The sequence below is a fragment of the Rhizobium johnstonii 3841 genome, from assembly GCF_000009265.1.
Taxonomy (GTDB): Bacteria; Pseudomonadota; Alphaproteobacteria; order Rhizobiales; family Rhizobiaceae; genus Rhizobium; species Rhizobium acaciae.
Window position 1 is genome coordinate 135415 of the sequence record NC_008381.1, and the last position, 19454, is coordinate 154868.

Below are 19454 nucleotides of genomic sequence, written 5' to 3' on the forward strand. Positions count from 1 at the left end.
TTCATAACGCCCATCTTTCTATGTTGTTGAAGGGAATAAGTTTTCCTGATCTGGATGCGATCCTGTGGGGTGTCGAGGGTTCTGCCGGGCGCGATCGAGGATCTGATGTGCTTGCGGGGTGGCGAGTTTTGAACGGCTGAAGATCCATGGGCCGTCGGGTAGCGGATGAGCCCCCTCGATCTGGCCAGCCTCGGCCGCCAGACGCAGCGTTTTTGGCGTTATCCCGAGCAACTTCGCCGCACCGCCCAGATTAAGCCACGGCTCGACCCCGTCGACCCGGGGACGGAAGACCGGAATCTTGCGATATGACCTCAGCGCGGTGACCCGCTCCCGTGTCCACCGATTGCCATTGCCGGTCGTCAGTCCGTTTCGATTGAGGACACCGGCAATCACATCGTCATTGGCGATAAGGACGAGCTGTCGTACGGCGTCGACAATATCGTCAGGCGTCGCGTTTCTTTGCCCGCGGCGCCGCTTCGGCAGGCGCAGCTCGGTGTGGACACCCCCAACCCAATGGATGACGAGGACGATCTCGGAGGTTCCATCATCGAGATCGGCAACCACTTCATTGATGAGCGTTCGCACGATACGCTTCTTCAGCCTTGCATCGGTTGTCGGCGCCGTCCAGACGGCGCGGAGGTTCCCCGCAAGTGCGGCTACCTGGGATGCGGACATGGGGATCGGCTGCGGCGCAACCGTCCGATGTTTGGCAATCTTGGCTTCGATCTCGCCGGCGCGAGCGAGCGCCGTGTTCCAGCGTGCTTCGAGCTCCGACGTCACCAGCCTGTTCTCCGGATCAGCCGCGTCGTATTGCCGGAATGCCCGGTCGGCGGCATAGCGCGCTGCCTCGAGATCGCGCAGCAGGGCATCCTGAACCTGGTCGCGTTGGCTGGCCATACGGCGTTCCGCCTCGATGGCGGCGGCAATAGCTCCTGGTTCGACCACCCCGAGCACCGCCTCCTCGATCGCATCATCGACCCGCAAACCGCCGAAGGCGATGCAACGTGGTTCGCCGTTGTCGAGCAACCCTCGCCAACAGGAATAGCGCGGGATGTTATGGTTGGCTCCTGTGTAACGAACCGTCAGCTTCCGGCCGCACCTTTTGCAGCGGAAAAGGCCGGCAAGCAGAGCGTCGCCATGCTTCGGCGCTCCATGATGGCGACTGGCCGGTACATTGTCGCTGACCATCTTGCGGATCTCCTCCGCCCTTTCCCAACTGATGTAACCTTCGTGTGCGTCCGGGATCAGCGCCAACCATTCATCACGCGCCTTGCGGCGAATTCCAGATCGGCCACCGTATCCCGGGACGGAACGACTCTTACCATAAGCATAAGCGCCGCCGTAGATCGGGTTCGCAATCATCCGGTGGATGGTCGCATAGTTGGGTCTGCGCCAGATGACATCACCGTCCGCGCGCCTGACGGGCAAATCCAACCCGTGTTCGAGGAACCATAGAAGCGCCTGCCGTGCACTGCCAAGTTCGGCGACTTTGTTGAAGACCAACGCAATGGCGTCCTGGATGCGCCGGTCGGGATCTTTCTCGATCCTGTCACCGACCTTCAAAAAGCCGACCGGGACCGTGACGACAAGCTCTCCGCGGCGTGCCTTCTCGTAGCGGGCGGAAAGGGAACGCTGACGTAAGAGATCGAGCTCATACTCGTTGAGGCTGCCCTTCAGGCCCAAGAGCAGCCGGTCATTGCCCTGGCGTGGTGCGTAGACCGCTTCCTGATCGATCAGAACGGTATCAACGACGCGGCACATCTCGATGAGCTGCTGCCAATCGCGGCTGTTGCGGGCAAAACGCGATACCTCGCGTGCCGCTACCGCCCCCACCTTGCCAAGGCAGACCTCGGCGACCATCCGGTCAAAACCAGCGCGGGTTACACCACCGGCGGCCGAACGACCAAGATCGTCATCCACCGTCTCAATGCGCGACCAACCAAGTGCTGTCAGGCGATCGCGCATGGCGTATTGAAGGGTACTGCTTTCGCGATTGTGCAGAACCTGGTGAGCCGAGGACTGCCGAACATAGAGAATAGCCTTCCGCTCCAGATGGTGCGGCCCGATCTTCTCATGCATCATGACCGGCCTCCTTCTGCTGGGAGGTGCGCTCGCAGTTTGCGTGATCGACGAACAGCCGCACGATGAGAACCGTCAGCGCCTGGCGGGTTTCCTCCGGCAACTCCGGCCATTGTGGCATGCCTGCGGTCATCCCCCTCTGCGGAGCCGAAAACAGATCGAACTGGCATGTCATGGACTGGCGAGGCATGGACATCTCTCCGACTCGTTTCGTGAGAGACCAATGCTGCGCCCATTACCGCAGATTGCGATGAGGCGTCGGCGTCTTCCAGTAACTTTGCCAAAGCATGCAGGCTCGCGAGATCGACATGCGGAACTGGCAGGCTGCGCCAATATCCGCTCACGGAACGGTCGAACATCCATGATGGGACTTCAAAAAGCCGATCAGAAGAAGCACCAGATAGGCTGCAGCGGAAAATGTCCGTACCTTTGGCCAGCGCATCATGGACATGCACGAGCTGACCGCACCAAGGATGCCACGGATATAAAAGCTCACGAACCTCCGTCCTGTGGGTGTTCTGTCGTCGTGTTGTACAACCGTTTCCGGCCGCACTCATCGCTCGGATACCAAAACCCCGCGGACTTTGCCGGGACGATCGCCGCAACGACTTCGGGCCGATTAACCACACAACGGTTTCGATCTCTGAGGATGAGGAAAGCGGTGAGATCCGCGAAACCCATCGCCGGTCCAATCTCAAGCCGTTCTTGGACGACCCGGATTGCTGGCTGGTTGCCTCGATCGAGGACTACGACGTCGAAACGGATAAGGCAAAGCCCGGTCCGATCTTCACCGATCGGGTCATCTCTCCTCCGGCACCACCCGTCATCGCCAGTGCTGGCGATGCGCTGGCTGTCGTCCTCAACGAACGCGGCCGCGTCGATCCCGAGCATATTGCCGAGTTGCTGCATCGCGACCCCAACGTTGTGATCGACGAACTCGGTGACGCCATCTTCCGCGATCCCGCTGATGGCTCCTGGCAGACATCTGACGCTTATTTCTCCGGCCCGGTCCGCACGAAGCTCATGGGTCGCCGAAGCGGCGGCGGCGCTCGATCCAGTATGCGAGCGCAATGTCCGAGCGCTGCAGGACGTCCAGCCTGCCGACCTCCGGCCGTCGGATATCACCGCCCGTCTCGGCGCGCCCTGGATTCCGGCTGGCACCTCCGAATGGGGCACGGCGCGCCGCCATGCGGTGAACTGCTGTCCGTGTCAGTGAAACAGATTTTGGAAGCAGTGCAGCATATGCATCGGTGCATTGCACAATAAATGCCTTCCATCTGATCAAAATATCGTCATAGTGCACACAACTGATGCACATGGCGGTCTCCTCCCAGTGCCGCCGCAACAGCTGTTCCCCTCTGGAGGTTTTTGACCTTCACACTTCATGGGCCTCGGTTCTTCCGACGGCCCATTTTTTTGTTCCCACTCAACCCGGATTCCGAGCTCTTACGTGGGAGCGAAAAAGGCAGGAAAAGAGGGAAAGGAAACCGGTCGCAGATCGGACTTCCCGTCGCTACTGTCGCTCAACCGCCGCCTGCTCATCCGGCCACTTGTCCTTCGCAAGGCTGTTAGCCCGGCTTGTCCTTCGCGGCAGGGCCGCTCGCCCGCAGTTGCGCCGGTCGGGCCGATTTGCGGTCCGGGAGTGTCTTCAGGAAAAAATGAAGACAGGAAGGACCGGCAGAAGGCCGCGTCCGCATCCCCGGAAAGGAACACTCCCATCCAACTCATGAAGGTCGATCCGCGTGCGCTGAAGGACAATCCCGACAATACGCGCCAGTCGAAGTCGACGCCCCAGGCCGACGCGTTGCTGCTTGCGACCATCAAGGCCGTCGGCGTCATCCAGCCGCCCGTCATTTTCGCCGAAGCCGGCGGCAACGGCTACGTCATCGAAGCCGGTCACCGGCGCACCCGCCTGGTCATCGCCGCCGCCATCGAGGAAATGGACGTTATCGTCGTCGAGGCGGCCAACGATAATGGCGCGATGCGTTTGATGATCGAAAACATCGCGCGCGAGCCCCTCAATCCGGTCGACCAATGGCGGGGCATCGCGCGCCTCGTTGCTCTCGGCTGGACCGAGGAAGCGATTGCGATCGCGCTGGCGTTGCCGGTTAGACAGAACAGATCCGCAAGCTTCGCCTGCTGGCCAATGTACTGCCGGCGGTGCTCGACATGCCGAACGAGCAGCAGCTGCGCACAATTTCCGCAGCGTCGCTCGATGAGCAGAAGGAAGTCTGGAAGGCCCACAAGCCGAAGAAGGGTGACACGGCGTCCTGGTGGGCGATCGGAAACGGCCTCACCAAGACCTGCATGTTTGCCCGCGATGCGAGTTTCGGCGACGATCTTCGCCAGGCCTATGGCATCGAGTGGGCGGAAGACCTGTTCGGACCAGCCGACGAGGATAACCGCTAACCGACGAACGTCGAAGCATTCCTCGGTGCGCAGCAGGAGTGGATGAGCAGCAATCTCCCGAAGAAGGGTGCCATCGTCGAGCTCAACAACTGGGGTCAGCCGCAATTGCCGCCGAAGGCGGAGCGCGTCTACGGCAAGCCCGGCAAGGGCGATTGCACCGCCATGTATCTCGATCGTGAGGGCAAGGTGCAGTCCGCCCATTTCCGGATGCCGGAGGCCAGACAAGCGAAAGGCAAAGGGCGATCCGACCGCGCCCGGTGTCGAGGACGGAAACGAGGCCATCGACGTTTCAGCCAAGATCCGGCCGGACGTGACCCGAAACGGCATCCGACATGATCGGCGATTTCCGCACCGACGCGCTGCACGAGGCGCTGGCGCAGGCCCCGATCGAGGACGATACGCTCATGGCAATGCTGGTGCGTGCGTTTGCTGGACAGAACGTCTCTGTCGACTCCGGCTCCGAAGCCTCCGGGCATCTCTATGGTCCAGGGGTTCGCCCGGCACGCTGCCCAGTTGATCGGCGAAAACGGCAAGCTGGAGGTCGATATCGACACGCTTCGTGTCGTGGCCAGGCCCTGTCGGCGCGCACCAATCGTTCGGACAGCGGCGTCGTTGTCCGCATTACCGGCGATGCCATCGGCGCCGACGCAGATCTTCCGAACATGGGCAAGGAAGAGTTCCTCGCGTGCCTCACCCGCCCGGCTTTGGAAGCGTGCTGCGGCGGCACGAGTGTCGTTCCCCGCCCGCGCGTCAGGGACACCCGCGCTGCCCTTGTCGAGCACTTCAAGGAAGAGCGCTTCGCGCATCAGTCTGCCCTCTTCGCTCCCGATGACGCGAAGCTGGCCGAGTGGCTTGCCAAAAGCATGGAGGATTGTAGCAAGGTCGACGAATTGCCCGCCGACGTGGGGGATCCTTCGTCCGGGCCGAAGACGAATCCGCGCCCGACTGCGGAGCGGATCGCCGAGGAAATTTCCTCGCTGCGCCCTCACTAAGAGAAAAATTCAATGGGTTGAGGAAAGGCCTGCTCCGATGGAGCCGGCACGTTCGTTGGTGCAAAATGATTATTGACTGTTCGGTTTAAAATGATGCATCACGATCATCTTGACGATATAGAGCCGTCAACTGTATAAAACCCGTCAGGAGATGATGTGTGCCTCAGTCTGTAGATGCAGGCCTCAAGGAGGCTGACTTTCTTGTCTCGGCACTCGAGAACGAGGGAGTCGAGTACATCTTCGGCGTCTCCGCCGAGGAAAGCTTTGACGCAGTCGAGTCGCTGCGCAACTCGAAGATCAAGCTGAGCGGGCGGCGGCCTTCATGGCTCGCCCCCTACGGCCGGCTCACCTGCCAGCGGGGCGTCGGCATCGCCGCGAGTATATATGCCGCAAATACGCTATCAGACGATCAGGCCAGCATGCGCTCTGTGATGCGATCGACCTATTTTGATGGCCTTGATTTCGAGCCAGTTCTTTTAAGCTCGGTAAGTTTCGAGAAGAAAGTTCACCCGCTTCAGTAGCGAGAACTTGAGGTACCCAGATGCTAACGCCCGGCGTCTTCCTGTCACGACGGGGACATCGGTACTCTCCCAAAAGAAGGATACTTTCAAATGGCACGTAACCGCACAAACCATTTCACACGAAGAGATCACCAGCGCGTATTGTCCAACAGATGGAACAAGCGCCGCCTTTCAATATTGGAGCAACTCAAGCTGATCCTTGGCGGGACGCGCTAATTCATGGAGCACGAAGCTGAATAAAAACGCTGCGGTGAACAACATGACTCTAGTTTAAATGGCGGCTCTCCAGCACGTCGATCAAAATGCAGGACTGGCTGCGCAGCGATCCGCTTTCCAACTTCTGGCTCAATGAGAATCTTGGAGTGATGAGATGACTAAGGCAATCCGCGACCTCGTTGCCAAATTCGGCAAGCTTCCTGGGTCGATCGACCAGGTCGCCGACGACGCCGATCTTTATGCGGCAGGTTTGACGTCCTTTGCTTCCGTGCAGTTGATGCTTGGCCTCGAAGAGGCCTTCGATATCGATTTTCCCGACAATCTCCTGAACCGCAAATCCTTCGCGAGCATCGCGGCGATCGCCAGGACCGTCGATCTCATCCGGGATAGCGGGAAGGTCGCCTGATGAATTTCCCCGTCAAGATCATGCAGGACGGTCTTGTCACAAGGGTGGCCCGCGTCGCCGAAATTGCGGCGAAACACGCGGATACCGTTGATGCCGAAGCCCGTTTCCCTCGGGAAGCCGTCGATGCGATGAAGGCCGAAAGGCTGCTCGGCATCCAGGTGCCGCGCCATCTCGGCGGCGAATCCGCCTCGATCACCGAGATCGCCGAATTGTGCTCGATGCTCGGCCAGGCCTGCGCCGCAAGCGCCATGGTCTTCGCCATGCACCACATCAAGCTGTCGAGCCTCGTTGAACACGGCGCCGACAGCGAATGGCATCGCGGTTTCATGCGCCGCATCGCCGCCGAGCAGCTGCTGATCGCATCCGCCACCACCGAAGGCGGTATCGGCGGAAATCTGCGCAACAGCATCTGTGCGGTCGAGGTCGATGGCGACACGTGCCGTCTCGAAAAGGATGCGACTGTCATTTCCTACGGCTCGCACGCCGACGCCATTCTCATCACCTCGCGTGCCCACGCGCAGGCGGCTTCCTCCGATCAGGTACTGACGGCCTTCCTCAAGGACCAGTACACGCTCGAGAAAACGCATGTCTGGAATACGCTCGGCATGCGCGGCACCTGTTCCGATGGCTTCCTGTTCAAGGGCGAAGCGCCGGCTTGCCAGATCCTGCCGAAGCCTTTCGCGGAGATCGCGGCGCAGTCCATGCTTGCCTCCTCGCACCTCTTGTGGAGTGGCGTCTGGTACGGCATCTCCGTCGACGCCGTTGTGCGCGCCCAGGCTTTCGTGCGCGCCGCAGCCCGTAAGGCGCCGGATGCCCAGCCGCCGGGCGCGCTGCGCCTCGCCGAGGTTTCGAACCTGCTGCAGATGGTGAAATCCAACGTGGTTGCCGGCCTCAAGGCCTATGAAGATGCCAAGGCCGATGCCGACAGGCTGTCCTCGATGGGATTTGCGGTGGCGATGAACAACGTCAAGATCGCCTCGTCCGAGATGATCCTGGAGATCGTCAACCATGCCATGCTGATCTGCGGCATCATGGGCTACAAGAACGGGACGCCCTTCAGCCTCGGACGCCACCTGCGCGACGCGCATTCCGCACAGCTCATGATTTCGAACGACCGCATCCTCGGCAACACGTCGAGCATGCTTCTTGTCCATAAGCAGGACACTAGCCTACTGGGGTGACAGTCATGGATATGCAGACCTCGTTTCTGGACCGGCTTTTCGAATCCGGTCTGCTGATCGATACCGGCATCGATGGGCTCTACGGCCGCAGCGGCATCGCCCCGGGTCGTTGCGGGCGAGATCAATGCCGGCTTCCAAAGCGCGAGCCTCTTTGCCAAGCTTCGCCGACTGCCGCCAGCGAGACTATTGTCGATCCTGATCCCTCTCCCAACGTGAGTCGGCGATGACGTAAATGCGAAACGTGTCTCTGGGTTACTATCGTAGTTCCATAAATGAGCGTTATCCAACTCGGGCTGACAATCGGGTCGACAGCTAGAACCCCATCAAGGCGATCAATGTTCACTAGCAAAGCAATCTGAGTCGGTCGCAGTGCGGACCGCCCCCGGCAGCGCAAACGGGCCGCTGATGTTCAAAGTCAAGATGGCTACAATTAGTGCGCGCTTCCTCCAGTTCTCATTGGTGAACGAGACAGATAACGTTGCGATGCCGGCCTAGGCGAGCAAAGAAAGACAAGGTTGACAGGCGCACTCCTTCTTCGATGAGGGTTCGGCAGTTCATGCGTGACGACGGTGGCGCCGATCGAGCGGGCCTTCGCCCGCGCGCGCCGGCAACGCCGGAGCTCTGGATGCGCTCCACAGACCGACGTCGGCGTTGCGGAAAATCTTTTAAGACTCCGACGATGCACAACAAGGAAGCTCGCCGATAAGTCCGCGCGACCACGTGCAACTTTTGATTCAGTACGGTTCGACTTCGCCAATGTGGCCTCACGCGGCTCAGCCCGCATTTGATTAGCCATATATTCTGCCCGGAACCGATGCGATGGATCTGATAGGAGCATGGCTATAGACGGGCAGTCCGGTAATCGTTATTCCGGACGTACCATCCCATCACCAAATCATCCCGTGGATTTTCCAAGGCCATTTATATTGAAAAAAGTGCAACGCAGTTTTGCCGTCGAGTACAAAACCGGCAGACGAAAACTCGATACCAGGTCGAACTCGATCTGGGGCAACGTGGACCTAAAGTCCGTCGCTCGCGACTTAGACGAAGGGGCAATGCCGTTTCTGCCGGATAGCTCTCAGAGTGGCAAATCCGACAGCGAAATTTCTTTACCAAATCCAGATAAGGCCGAGTCGTTGTTGACACCGCCTCTCGGGCCGTCGACAACTGCATCAGATACACAGGAGATAGGCATGGCCGACGAGACTGATACTGCAACCAGTGCCGATGCGCCGACCGTTGTCGAAACGCCAATTGCGCCGAAGAAACAGCGCAAACCCCGGGCCAAGAAAGCCGCGGCACTCGAAACCGCGTCAGCTGACACTACGGCAGAGCCAGCAGCTGCTCTGGCCGGCGCCGGTGGTGTGAAGAGGAGAGGGCGCAAGACAAAGGGGGTCGAAGCTGCGGCGAGTGCCAAACGCGCACCTGTGCGCCGAGCTCCAAAGGCCGTGCAGACAGCGCCGGCCGCACCGATGACGGCGATCGACGAGATGGCAGACCTTTTGCAGTTGGAAGAGGAAAACCAGCGGCTGCGGAAGCTTCTGGCTGAAAAACTTCGCGCTGAAAATGCCGATCTGCGCAAACGGCTCAAGCTCGACTGATATAAGCAGCCGGTCAACCGCCGGCCGCATTTCCATGGTTAGCAAGAGATACAATTTGGCAACGGTGAATGCTGTTGCCGGAACTAAAACTTGCAACCTGCTTGCGGGATAAAACGCGAGGTCGGATAGATGGCGTCTCCCTGGAAATTTCTTGCCCGACTGGTCTCACCGGGACGCGAACAAAAGCGAGAAAACGGCTCGACCGAGAAGGTTTCGCCGGAGGCGTTGCCTAGTTCTGGTTCGACTGAAACGCCTGTCGAGGACAGCCTGAATAGCGATGGTCGGCCGGCGGGCGAGGAGCTACCTCGTCACGGTCAACCCGGTGCAATTTCTCTCAAGCCTGTGCGTTCCGAAGGAGCTGAAAACGACGTCCAAGACAAGGTCGACGGCGAAGTCGCCAAAATCGTGGAGGGCGCTGATCCCGCTATATCCGGTGGTACTGGTATTGACTTCACCGCTGCACATGATGCCGCTAGGATCAAGCGAACGGCCGAGGTCAGACCGCGCGAGCAAAGGAGCCGCAGCAAGGAAGCGGTGGCGATTGCGAACGATCCCCAGGTTATCCACACTGCAAACGAGATGAGCCTCGATGACGAAATCAGGGTGCTCAGGGATCAGCTGGCCAGAAAGCTAACGTTGCAAAACGCGCAGTTGAGAAAAATGCTAGAGCGGTTTGAACGGTGAGCGTGGCGTGCTGTCTGCCCTTTTAAGCTTGTTGTACGTGAACAATCTCAGATTTGAATAGGGTGTCGCCGGTTCGAGTCCTTTCAAGGCGAGCATCCTTGACTTTCGCAATGGCGGCCGAAAAGATTGCTGAATGACGGCTTAGCGCGCCGCTGATTACGGTTGCCATCAGTTGGATCGACGCCACGGGCCCAAGCAGATTTGAATGCACGCACGGAAGTCACCTAGCTCTTCTTGACGGCAACGTTATCAAGGACCGCGCACAGGGTCTTCCCCAGCTTCTGCGCATCGTCATTTGCCTCCGCAAAGGAGGCGGTGCCGCGAGCGTCGGCACGGAAGCCATGCCTCCGCCCGCGACTACACTCCAAAAAGCAGGGCGCGCCACACGCGGGCGGTTTTAAAACGCAGCATGGATGACATTCCTTGCGTGTTTCGCGCCCTCACCGAAAGTCACCCTTCGCGAGTGTATCCGCAGGGTCGTACAAGCACTATCAATTGTCCACGCGCAGGGTCTGGTTCATGGCCGCATTGGTGCAGAAAACATCCTTACTGATGCCGGCGAGGATCCGGATTTCTTGCGGGTTTCGAATGGAGTCTCTGGCTGAATGCCCATCAACCGGAGTCGATGAACGCGCCTTGGGCGACGGCGCTCATGATCTGCAGAGCGGGGCGTATTCGTTCGATGGTGACTGGCGGGCACTGGGCCACATGGTTGATCGCCCGACCCACCGCCACTTCCCGCCGGGCGAATTCCGCCGTCACATGATCCGGAATATGCGCGCCGAAGCTCTCGCCGTCGCGGACTACGGCATCCGCCTGCGCCTTGCGGCCGGGGTTTTCGCGGATGGCGATGAACTCCATTTCCGGCGTGATGATACCGGCGCGCGCATAGGCAAACTGGGTGCCGGCCTCGCCATCCTTTGCGCGTAGCGGCCGGCGTAGCGTGGGAACTTCGGGCGTCAGCCTTTCGCCGCTGGCAAAGCCGTTGTCTTCGGGACGGACATGGCGGTCCTGATAGGCCTCGACGTCGCCGCGGGCGAGAACCCAGTCGCGTCGCAGTGAGGGCAGCCCCTGTTCGATACGGATCTCGGCGCCCTCGAGCGTATAGGGGCTGGAGGAGTCGTAGACCACAACGGGCGGCTCGCCTGATGTCGGATGTAGGCTGATTTCGCGCATCGGCACGCAAATGTCGGGATGGACGCCGCCCCGAATGTAGATCTTCCTGGATGCCGGCAAGGGGCCGGTGGTGTGGGTTGGGGTGGCTGCGATATTCATGGTTTGAGGTTCCAACTTTCGATTGGAGACCCAGTCCTCAGCCGGAATGATGAAAAGACGCCGGCACGGATTCCACGCGTGAATCCACTGCTTCGAGCGCTTGCACCGTCCCTACGCCAGTATGAACTGGATCAGGTTCAACGGGTCACTGCGCGCGATAGCAGTACCTCAGCCCCTTGATGGGACCCCCTGGTGAATGCAAAAAGCGTAGAGGTTTGCCGAGGGAACTGTCAAGCGACAATCTGCGATGGCTTGGGGTCAGGTTACACACAGGCTATCGTGCGTGGTCGCCGCGATCAAACGAATCGACAAGTCAATCGCCCGACCGGCACGCTTGTGCAAGCCGGACGCCTTTGTCCCATGCCGTGGCTTTCTATTTTATCCCGCGCAGTGCAGCAAGTGTACCGAGATACCGAAGCGCTATTGAGAAAGCAGGCGCGGAACTGGAAAGTCTAGGACCTTGTCCGTGTAACTTTCGACCAAGGCGCTAAACGGAGTGCCGTCTTGAAGTTTCAGTATGGCACGATGTTCGAGCAGGAACGGCGGCAGGCTAAGGGAACTTGTTTTATGCGTTATTAAGCCGTCCATGTCCCAGCCTTCGGATAGAGGGGACCAGAGCAACTTGGCAGACAGGTTTGTGCGAGTGAAATTGAGAGCCTGAACGGCTCTGCCAAACGCGATATCGCTGGTATTCAACGCCCGATTCATTTCTGCAGTTAATTTTGCAGGTACATACCAGTTGTCGGCTTCGGACAAGACGCGGTCGCCGCAGACCAGGCGGACGCGGCGATAAGCGATAAGCTCACCGGGTCCAACGGTCAGAAGTTCATGGATGTGCTCATCGGCCGGTTTGCCTTGCCTGTCCACACGCTGAGCCACGATCTTGGAACCTTTCGGTGCGAGCTTATGCGCGGCGCACCAGCGGTCAAGGGTCAACGTAGCACTAGCGTTACTCAGGAGATTGGCATTCAAGGTCTGGAGGACCGCAAGCGCTTCCACTCGAGATGCCGGGGTGTTCAGCCACTGAGATCCTATAGACGGCTCTTGCGCAATTGCGATCTGGGTGCCCAGCACGATGGCGGTCGCTGCAAGTGCGGCAATGCGAATGCATTTCGCAGAACATAATGACATGGAGAATGAAATCCTTTCTGCTGTATAATTGGGCGAACCTTGCGGGCCAAATATCCTTGATTTTCGCCCATGAGCGAGCGTTGCCAGGATATATGATAGCGGCAGCAGGATTTGAACTGCGGCTTGCGTGTACCGTATAGTGGTCAGGTTTCTGAAGTCTTTCTTACCATCTTTGGATGTTCCTGCCGTGCTGGTTCGCACCTGTTGAAACTTGTGTGTCCGAGCCGTCCTTTGGTTGCGTCGCATCCACGTCGTCCATAATATCCTCCATCCGTCCGGCGACCTGTTGTTAGAGTTTGCAAGCGTTGGCGACTGAGCCGGCGCTTCCATTCTGGAATATGAAGACCCGAGAGACGTGGATTTCAAATGAGGAACGTGGCGGCCAGCCCGAATTCTCCCAAGTCCATACTCATAACTCTCACTTTTAGCGCCTTTGTCGTCGCCCTCGCTCGTTGCGAGATGTTCATATAGCTGGATTGGATAAAATAGCTCGCAACCGAAAGCAAAATCCAGGAGCCATTGTTGGAAAAAGGGCTTCTTCGACGACCCCGAGCCCTCCTGCCGGTCGAGTGGCAATTGCAGACCAGGCAGCGACACGCCGTCGATGGTTGCCAACCGCAGGCGCGAGTAGCCATGACGCTTGTCTGATTTCTTTTGGCGCTCCATGTCATAGTGCTCCTTGTGTAAGCCTGCCGACGATGATGCCGTCGCCGGCAAGATCTCAGCATTCGTCGGGAAAGAATTTCCGTTGCTACCGTAGCTCCTCAGGACACGACACTTCATGAAAATAACAAGCAGCGCAACAGTGTGTTGCGTATATTTTATAGTATATCTTTTCATATTTGACAGATGCGCCCACTTGTGGGAGAAAGCCGCGAGTTATAAAAATATTATTTCATATATTATTGTGTATTTCGCACTTCATAACTTGGCGCTTGGGGGAATAGGTCCCCAACCGCTACGCTAAACTCTTCCTGGTCGAAACGGTCATCGGGCGATACAAGGCCATCATAGGACGGCGCCTTCGGGCCAGGTCGCGGCCTGGTCAGCAGACCGAAGTCGCCATCGGTTGCGCCGTTCTCTACGGCATGCTTGACTGGGCACGGTCGAAAGCCGTCTGCCGCCATGCAGACACGGCGTGATCAGACGTTTCAAAGACCGGCAAGGGATATGACCCAGGTCGTCGTCGGCGGCGTTGACGCCACGCAGGACGCGCTTGCCGCCAGCAGGCGGGCGATCTCGACTTTGCCGTGTTCCAGGATGCCGCCGGCCAGGGCAAGGCATCGTTCGATGCCGCACTCACGCCTGCTAAGGGCGAAAAGGTCGAAAAGAAGGGCTACATTCCGTTTCAGCTCATCACGCCTGCCAACGTCAACGACTTGGTGAACTGAGGCGCGAATGCCGCGCAATGCGGGCTTGCTCACATCCTCTTTTGGGGCGCTCGAAGTTCCGCAAAACCCTTAGGGTGCCAAGACGATGAAGGGTCCTTGACCTCAGGTCGCGCTTGATCTCGACGCGCCGTTCTCCGGCGATTTCTTCAAGACGACGGCCGATCAACAGAGCCAGGAGATTTCACACAAGCTCTGGCCGAACCTGCGGCCCTTGAGCGTATCACGCCGAGGCAACTCTCGAATTGTTTGTCCGTCGCTCCCCGCTTGAGAACGATCAGTACATCACTCGCCACGAGCTTCCCACCGGCATGAACGCTCCTGCCAGATAGGAAGCTGTTTATCGGCCGTCGCGAGTTTGCGCCGCAGTTGGGAGCGGGTCACCTCTTGTCGGCTGCCATGCAAGGGTTGTCCGTCCTTCATCGCGTCAGACCTATACTCCGTCGCACAAACTGATAGAAAGAGCGCCCGCGGATTTCGAAGAAACTGTCCGTCGCCGGACGTGGTCGGCAGCGGTGGAACTAGAAAACGGATGCACGTTTTCCGGCCGCCAAAAGGAGCCTTAAACGACATGAACATGGTCTCGAACATTACGAAATCCCAAGTTGCCCCGTCCGTTGGTGCTCTGCTTGTAGAAGCTCGCCTAGCTCGCGGCTATTCGCTGGATGACGTTGCAGAAACCACTGGTCTGACTGTGGCAGAGGTGACAGCTCTGGAGAATGACGCGGATTTCGACGCGTCGAGGATCCGAAGGATCGCATCCGCTCTAGGTATTCTAGAAAAGATATGCGATGCGCCGCGCTGACATCGTTGAACAACTCCTTCCAAGGCTACACCTCTCCAAGGAAGATGGGTGCAGCAACTCACGGTCGCGCTTTAAGCGGACGCTGTTCAACTCCGGCGCATTAATCAAATACGGCTGGACGTGCTCGTCCAGCCGGCCGGGCCAGATCTTTTCCTGAGCGCCTGAAGTCTTACGCGGAGCCGCAAGCTTCGTCTTCACCGGATAGGGCTTCAGCATGGGGTGAATTCCAGCTGGTCGCTTCTCGACATCAAATTAGTCGGAATATGATTTTTAGAACGGGCGGATTGGGACCGCTCCTACGGCAAAATCCTACACACAAAAATCACCCCGACTCATTGCGGAAACTGATAGCGCTGTGACCACTTCACCACAGAGGAAACGGCTATGTCGAACCGCTCCGCCACCACCCGACAGTTCTGACCGGCTGCAACTGCAGCCACTACGCATTCACGAAGAACATTCGAATAAGGTCGCGTCACGGATGCTGGCCTCCATTCCAGCATCCATCATGAATCACAATACCGCAGATTGGGGAATCTGGAGGGTTCTGTGAGGTCCGTTCGCTATGCGTGCGGCATTCACTGATCGGACCTCATTGAAGCCGGATTGAGCGAAGGCGCGGGTTGTTTGGCGCTATGGGGATTTAGTCGAAGCGGTGGATGGCGTTTGGCAGAATCGAGCCTTGCCGGAGCACCTGGACAGGTCTGGAAGGAGATTCTTGCCGGTATGCGGTGTCTTTGACGCTCCTGTCGGCTGGTTTGCATCGGCCGACCCCTTGGTTCTGTGGCGGTTTACGTCGCTCAGGCACGCATTGGCCAAAACACTCGCCTCGCGGCTCCCGGCATGCCGACGCTGATCGTTGCAATGATGCTGCGCGTGATATGATCATGAACTGTCTTTCCATGCTGGCCGGCGTACCGGCTGGAGCGGGGTCCATGCGCCGATGATTGTCATGGCTCCGCCACAACAGGGACAGCGATGCGCCAAGGGTGGTGGCTTTGCGTCCGGTTCTTCGACCGGGTGTTCCGGCGGCGGGACGTCGAGCAGGCTTCGGCACAGATCCAGCTTCAGTTGCCGATGGCCATTGGCAAGCAAGCCGAAGTGACGAATGCGGTGGAAGCCGTCCGGAACGATGTGAAGCAGGAAACGGCGGATGAACTCGTGGGCATCAAGCGTCATTACCTTTTGCCTGCCGCCCGTTCGATAATCCTTCCATCGGAATGTGACGCGATCGCCATCGATGCTGACGAGGCGGGAATTGGAGATGGCAATGCGATGGGTATAGCGCCCGAGATAGGCCAGCACCTGTTCGGGTCCGGCAAATGGCGGCTTGGCGTAGACCACCCAGTCGACACGCCGCGCTTCTTTGACGATGCGATTGAACGCGGCCGGATCGGCCAGGCCGGCGATATCGCCAAAGAACCGAAGCTGGCCCAGGTCGTAGGCCTGCTTCAGCTCTTCGAGAAACAGCCGCCGGAACAGGCGTGACAGAACCCGCACGGGCAGGAAGAAGTTTGCCCGGCAGGCAACCCAGCGGGACTGGTCGGCCGACAATCCGCCGCCCGGCACGATGCAATGGATATGCGGGTGATAATGGAGCGTCTGGCCCCAGGAGTGCAACACCGCGATGAAGCCAATCTCTGCACCCAGATGCTTGGGATCGGCAGCAAGCCTGCGCAGCGTCTCGGCGACAGCGCGAAAGAGGATCGTGTAAACGGCATTTTTGTTCTGGAAGGCGATTGCGGCGATCTGCTGCGGTAGGGTGAAAACCACGTGGAAATAGCCGACCGGCAGAAGGTCGGCCTGCCGGGCAGCAAGCCAGTCACGGCTCGCCTGTCCCTGGCACTTCGGGCAATGCCGGTTGCGGCAGGAATTATAGGCGATGCGGAACGCCGCGCAGTCCTGACATTGCTGGACATGCCCGCCCAGGCGAGCGGTCCGGCACATCTCGACCGCACTCATGACCCGGCGTTCGACACGCCCGAGATGAGCGTCGTGTGTTTGGCGATATCTTTCCCCGTGGCGGCGAAAAATGTCCGCCACCTGCAGTCCCGCCGCCATAGCGAAGCTATGCTCAGCCTGGCGGCACCACCTCTAGCGTCAGCCGGTCGAGCGGGCTGGTCGTGCTGCGGATCAGCGTATTGGAAACCTTCGTGTAGCGTGCCGTGGTGGACAGATTGTTGTGGCCGAGCAAAACCTGAATGATGCGGATGTCGGTTCCGCTTTCCAGAAGATGGGTGGCAAAGCTGTGACGCAGCGTATGTACCGTCACCCTTTTGTCGATGCCGGCAGCAGTGCACGCCGAACGGCAGGCAGAATACAGAACCTGGACGTCAATGGGCTTGGTCTCGTCCCGGCCCGGAAACAGCCAGACCTCGGGTCTCGCCAGCCGCCAATAGACCCGCAGGATCGCGAGCAACTGCGCTGACAGCATGACGTTGCGATCCTTTCCGCCCTTGCCATGCTCGACGCGGATGATGCCGCGCTCGCCATCAATGTCGCGGACCTTGAGATGGACAGCTTCCGAGGCGCGCAGCCCCGCCGCATAAGCTGTCGTCAATGCGGTGCGGGTCCTCAGGCTCGGAACCGCTTCCAGAAACCGCACGATCTCGTCGCCGTTTAGGATCGTCGGAAGCTTGGCGGGTGTCCGGGCATAAGCAATGCGCTCCGGTATCTCGCCATGACCAAGCGTGACGCCAAAGAAGAACCGCAGGGCACAAACTGTCTGGTTCAAGGCCGGCCATGATAGGCCCGATGAGACCAGATGCACCTGAAACGCGCGCACGTCTTCCAGTCCAAGACGGTCTGGCGATCGCCCGAAATAGCGCGAGAACTTCGTCACCGCATGCAAATACGATCGTTGCGTCGCTGGCGAAAGATTGCGGATCGTCATGTCATCGATCATGCGCCGGCGTAGCGGGCTTATCTCTGTCATCGTCATCTCCTGTTCAAAGGTCGGGCTAAAACAGCCCAATCCTTCAAATCAGAAGCGCATCATGCAATCCCGCGCTCCAAATGCCGCGATAGCGGCTTCGTTCAATCCCGACCAGATTCCGATAAGTAATGAACCGCTCTAGACTGTCATGGAAGCGTTCCTGTTAAATTCCAGACCGTCCCGCTGTCCATGCTTTGATTGAGCACCGAGATGGTGCCGTTGGCCGCTCCCCTTTGATTGGCGGCATCCGTCGTCTGTTGCACGGAATTGAAGATCATTGCAGCAGCGACCGTACCTCCACCCATCTGGACTTGGATGTTCGCATCACCCGCCGCGGTTCGCCCCTGCATGTCGACGCGGGCAACGCCCACGGTATGCAATGTGCCAGCCCCACGTCCTAGATCGGCGAAAGTGATTTGTGCAATGACAGCCTTACAGTCATTCTGCTGCCCACTGTTCGGGATAGCTCTTCCCCGGATTGCGTGGTTGGTGTTCGTCTTGGTCAACGGCATGATGAAACTCCTTCGTGCTTCCTGATGATGTATGCCTGCAGGGTGACGTCTTTCCCCAGATCGCCAACGAAACGCTTAGGTTCAGTTTTGCATCTTTAATCTCCAGATCGCCTCGAGCTCAGAAAGCCTTTGCCGTGCGTGAAGGATGATACGTCTTCGGCGCCGCTCCGACATCGACATCCTCGTCGCGGATGCCGGCGAGCACGTCCACTCCCTTTTGGAACTTGACGACATTTCGGCGATTTGCCAGTTCCGCGCTTTCCCGTCATAGATAGTGTTCCTTCATGAGTTCGAAGCAATGCGGTTATCCCGCACCGCGGACGCGGCGGCCGCTCCGCTGCCTCGCAATAGCCCTCAAGATTCGTGCCAAGTCGGCCGATTGAGCTGACGAACAATTATTCGCTGCTATCTCAAAGAGGTGGGCGGAAAATGCGGGATCGGGCGAAGAGGAATGCGTGTCGCGGAGCCGACAAAGGTGACGATGATGTCGTAAGTTGGACGTAAACGGTGTTGCCAGGCGACGTCTTCGAGCGGTTGTCTCACAGACTAGAAACATCTTCATGTGAAGTTTCGTAAATCTGGACAATAACTGATCTTATACCGTGGGCGTTTGCGCTGCCTCCCGCTCTTTGGGAACTACGGAATGTGTGGAGACGGCATGGCTGGGTTTTGGGAGCCTGTGCCGGCTTAATCGTGTTCGGCGGCATATTTGTCTGGTTTATGTTGTCCAGCAGTCAGTCCACAATATGAACTATGGAGCGCTAGGTGTTGTGCAAACGCTCCGTTTGCTGCTTGGACCACTTGCTGCCGCCATCGTTATCATCCAGAGGACAAGCTTGGCTGCTGGAGTTTTTCCTGGGGTAGCCGTTGGATTCTGCGTCTACGTCGCCACTGCCACTACTGGAATTGGCATCTACGGGGAGTGAAGCCCAAGTGGTTCTCTTCGGCTGCGGGTTCGACCTTTGCGGTATAAGCCCATGGTAACAGATAGTCGATAGCTCTGCTTGTGGCCATTGACGATAGCCTTGAGCGTGGCGGTCAGATAGGCGAGCGGATCGACAGAATTAAGCTTGCAGGTCTCAATCAGCGAGGCGATAATCGCCCAGTTCTCCGCACCTGCGTCATGACCCGCGAAGAGAGCATTTTTACGACTAAGCGCGGGACGTGAGTCATTGTGCACTCCTTCGTCAAGAGTATGTAAGCATTGGAAGTGTCTCCGTATCCGCAATGCGACACGGGCCAGCCTTTCGAGCTATCGCGGCTTGAACCGGCCGCGAAGTAAGATCGTAGGCTCGGAATTGATACGGCACACCGTACTG

General features: G+C 58.6%; 12 protein-coding genes, 7 pseudogenes and 1 riboswitch. Of the genes and pseudogenes, 10 read left to right on the top strand and 9 right to left on the bottom strand.

Annotation, left to right across the window (positions count from 1 at the left end):
* Positions 1-18: 18 nt before the first annotated feature.
* A complete protein-coding gene (locus RL_RS28070; protein WP_011654186.1) occupies positions 19-2082 on the bottom strand; it encodes a recombinase family protein in 2064 nt (687 codons plus the stop codon).
* A complete protein-coding gene (locus RL_RS40820) occupies positions 2072-2269 on the bottom strand; it encodes a hypothetical protein (protein WP_028744166.1) in 198 nt (65 codons plus the stop codon). The genes RL_RS28070 and RL_RS40820 overlap by 11 nt, the downstream gene beginning before the upstream one ends.
* Before the next feature lie 416 nt (positions 2270-2685).
* On the opposite strand from RL_RS40820, the pseudogene RL_RS38365 reads away from it, so the two are divergent.
* From RL_RS38365 to RL_RS28120, 7 genes and pseudogenes are all read left to right on the top strand, one after another.
* Positions 2686-3295: pseudogene (locus RL_RS38365) on the top strand (lactate dehydrogenase); the annotation flags it as partial.
* Between the two features lie 501 nt (positions 3296-3796).
* Positions 3797-5351: pseudogene (locus tag RL_RS28090) on the top strand (ParB N-terminal domain-containing protein); the annotation flags it as partial.
* A 287-nt stretch (positions 5352-5638) separates the two neighbouring features.
* A complete protein-coding gene (locus tag RL_RS28095) occupies positions 5639-6001 on the top strand; it encodes a hypothetical protein (RefSeq protein ID WP_028744172.1) in 363 nt (120 codons plus the stop codon).
* Between the two features lie 370 nt (positions 6002-6371).
* Positions 6372-6623 (top strand): acyl carrier protein, encoded by a 252-nt coding sequence (locus tag RL_RS28100; protein ID WP_011654188.1) that lies wholly within the window; start codon positions 6372-6374, stop codon positions 6621-6623.
* Entirely contained in the window at positions 6623-7804 is a 1182-nt protein-coding gene (locus tag RL_RS28105) for an acyl-CoA dehydrogenase family protein (RefSeq protein ID WP_011654189.1), read from the top strand. Before RL_RS28100 ends, RL_RS28105 begins: the two co-directional genes overlap by 1 nt.
* Before the next feature lie 926 nt (positions 7805-8730).
* Positions 8731-9405, top strand: coding sequence for a transcriptional regulator (locus RL_RS38370; RefSeq protein ID WP_011654190.1), 675 nt, complete (start codon positions 8731-8733; stop codon positions 9403-9405).
* 129 nt (positions 9406-9534) lie between these two features.
* Positions 9535-10089 (top strand): hypothetical protein, encoded by a 555-nt coding sequence (locus tag RL_RS28120; protein ID WP_011654191.1) that lies wholly within the window; start codon positions 9535-9537, stop codon positions 10087-10089.
* 717 nt (positions 10090-10806) lie between these two features.
* Here the strand turns inward: RL_RS28120 and RL_RS28125 are convergent.
* A pseudogene (locus RL_RS28125) lies at positions 10807-11364 on the bottom strand (hypothetical protein); the annotation flags it as partial.
* Between the two features lie 90 nt (positions 11365-11454).
* Positions 11455-11565, bottom strand: a riboswitch (TPP riboswitch).
* 219 nt (positions 11566-11784) lie between these two features.
* A complete protein-coding gene (locus RL_RS28130; protein WP_026264770.1) occupies positions 11785-12495 on the bottom strand; it encodes a hypothetical protein in 711 nt (236 codons plus the stop codon).
* A gap of 974 nt (positions 12496-13469) precedes the next feature.
* Between RL_RS28130 and RL_RS39435 the strand changes: the two are divergent.
* The 3 genes and pseudogenes from RL_RS39435 to RL_RS28135 all read left to right on the top strand — a co-directional run.
* Positions 13470-13637: pseudogene (locus tag RL_RS39435) on the top strand (IS5/IS1182 family transposase); the annotation flags it as partial.
* A gap of 22 nt (positions 13638-13659) precedes the next feature.
* Positions 13660-13886: pseudogene (locus RL_RS38380) on the top strand (rhizopine-binding protein); the annotation flags it as partial.
* A 568-nt stretch (positions 13887-14454) separates the two neighbouring features.
* Entirely contained in the window at positions 14455-14688 is a 234-nt protein-coding gene (locus RL_RS28135; RefSeq protein ID WP_011654195.1) for a helix-turn-helix domain-containing protein, read from the top strand.
* Positions 14689-15032: 344 nt separating this feature from the next.
* Here RL_RS28135 and RL_RS39440 read toward each other — a convergent pair.
* The 5 genes and pseudogenes from RL_RS39440 to RL_RS38395 all read right to left on the bottom strand — a co-directional run.
* Positions 15033-15167, bottom strand: a pseudogene (locus RL_RS39440) (helix-turn-helix domain-containing protein); the annotation flags it as partial.
* A 406-nt stretch (positions 15168-15573) separates the two neighbouring features.
* Positions 15574-16749, bottom strand: coding sequence for an IS91 family transposase (locus RL_RS28140; RefSeq protein WP_011654196.1), 1176 nt, complete (start codon positions 16747-16749; stop codon positions 15574-15576).
* Between the two features lie 13 nt (positions 16750-16762).
* Complete coding sequence (locus RL_RS28145) at positions 16763-17623, bottom strand: tyrosine-type recombinase/integrase (protein ID WP_011654197.1); 861 nt, start codon at positions 17621-17623, stop codon at positions 16763-16765.
* A 146-nt stretch (positions 17624-17769) separates the two neighbouring features.
* Positions 17770-18135 (bottom strand): hypothetical protein, encoded by a 366-nt coding sequence (locus RL_RS28150; protein WP_011654198.1) that lies wholly within the window; start codon positions 18133-18135, stop codon positions 17770-17772.
* A gap of 897 nt (positions 18136-19032) precedes the next feature.
* A pseudogene (locus RL_RS38395) lies at positions 19033-19300 on the bottom strand (transposase domain-containing protein); the annotation flags it as partial.
* Between the last annotated feature and the right edge of the window lie 154 nt (positions 19301-19454).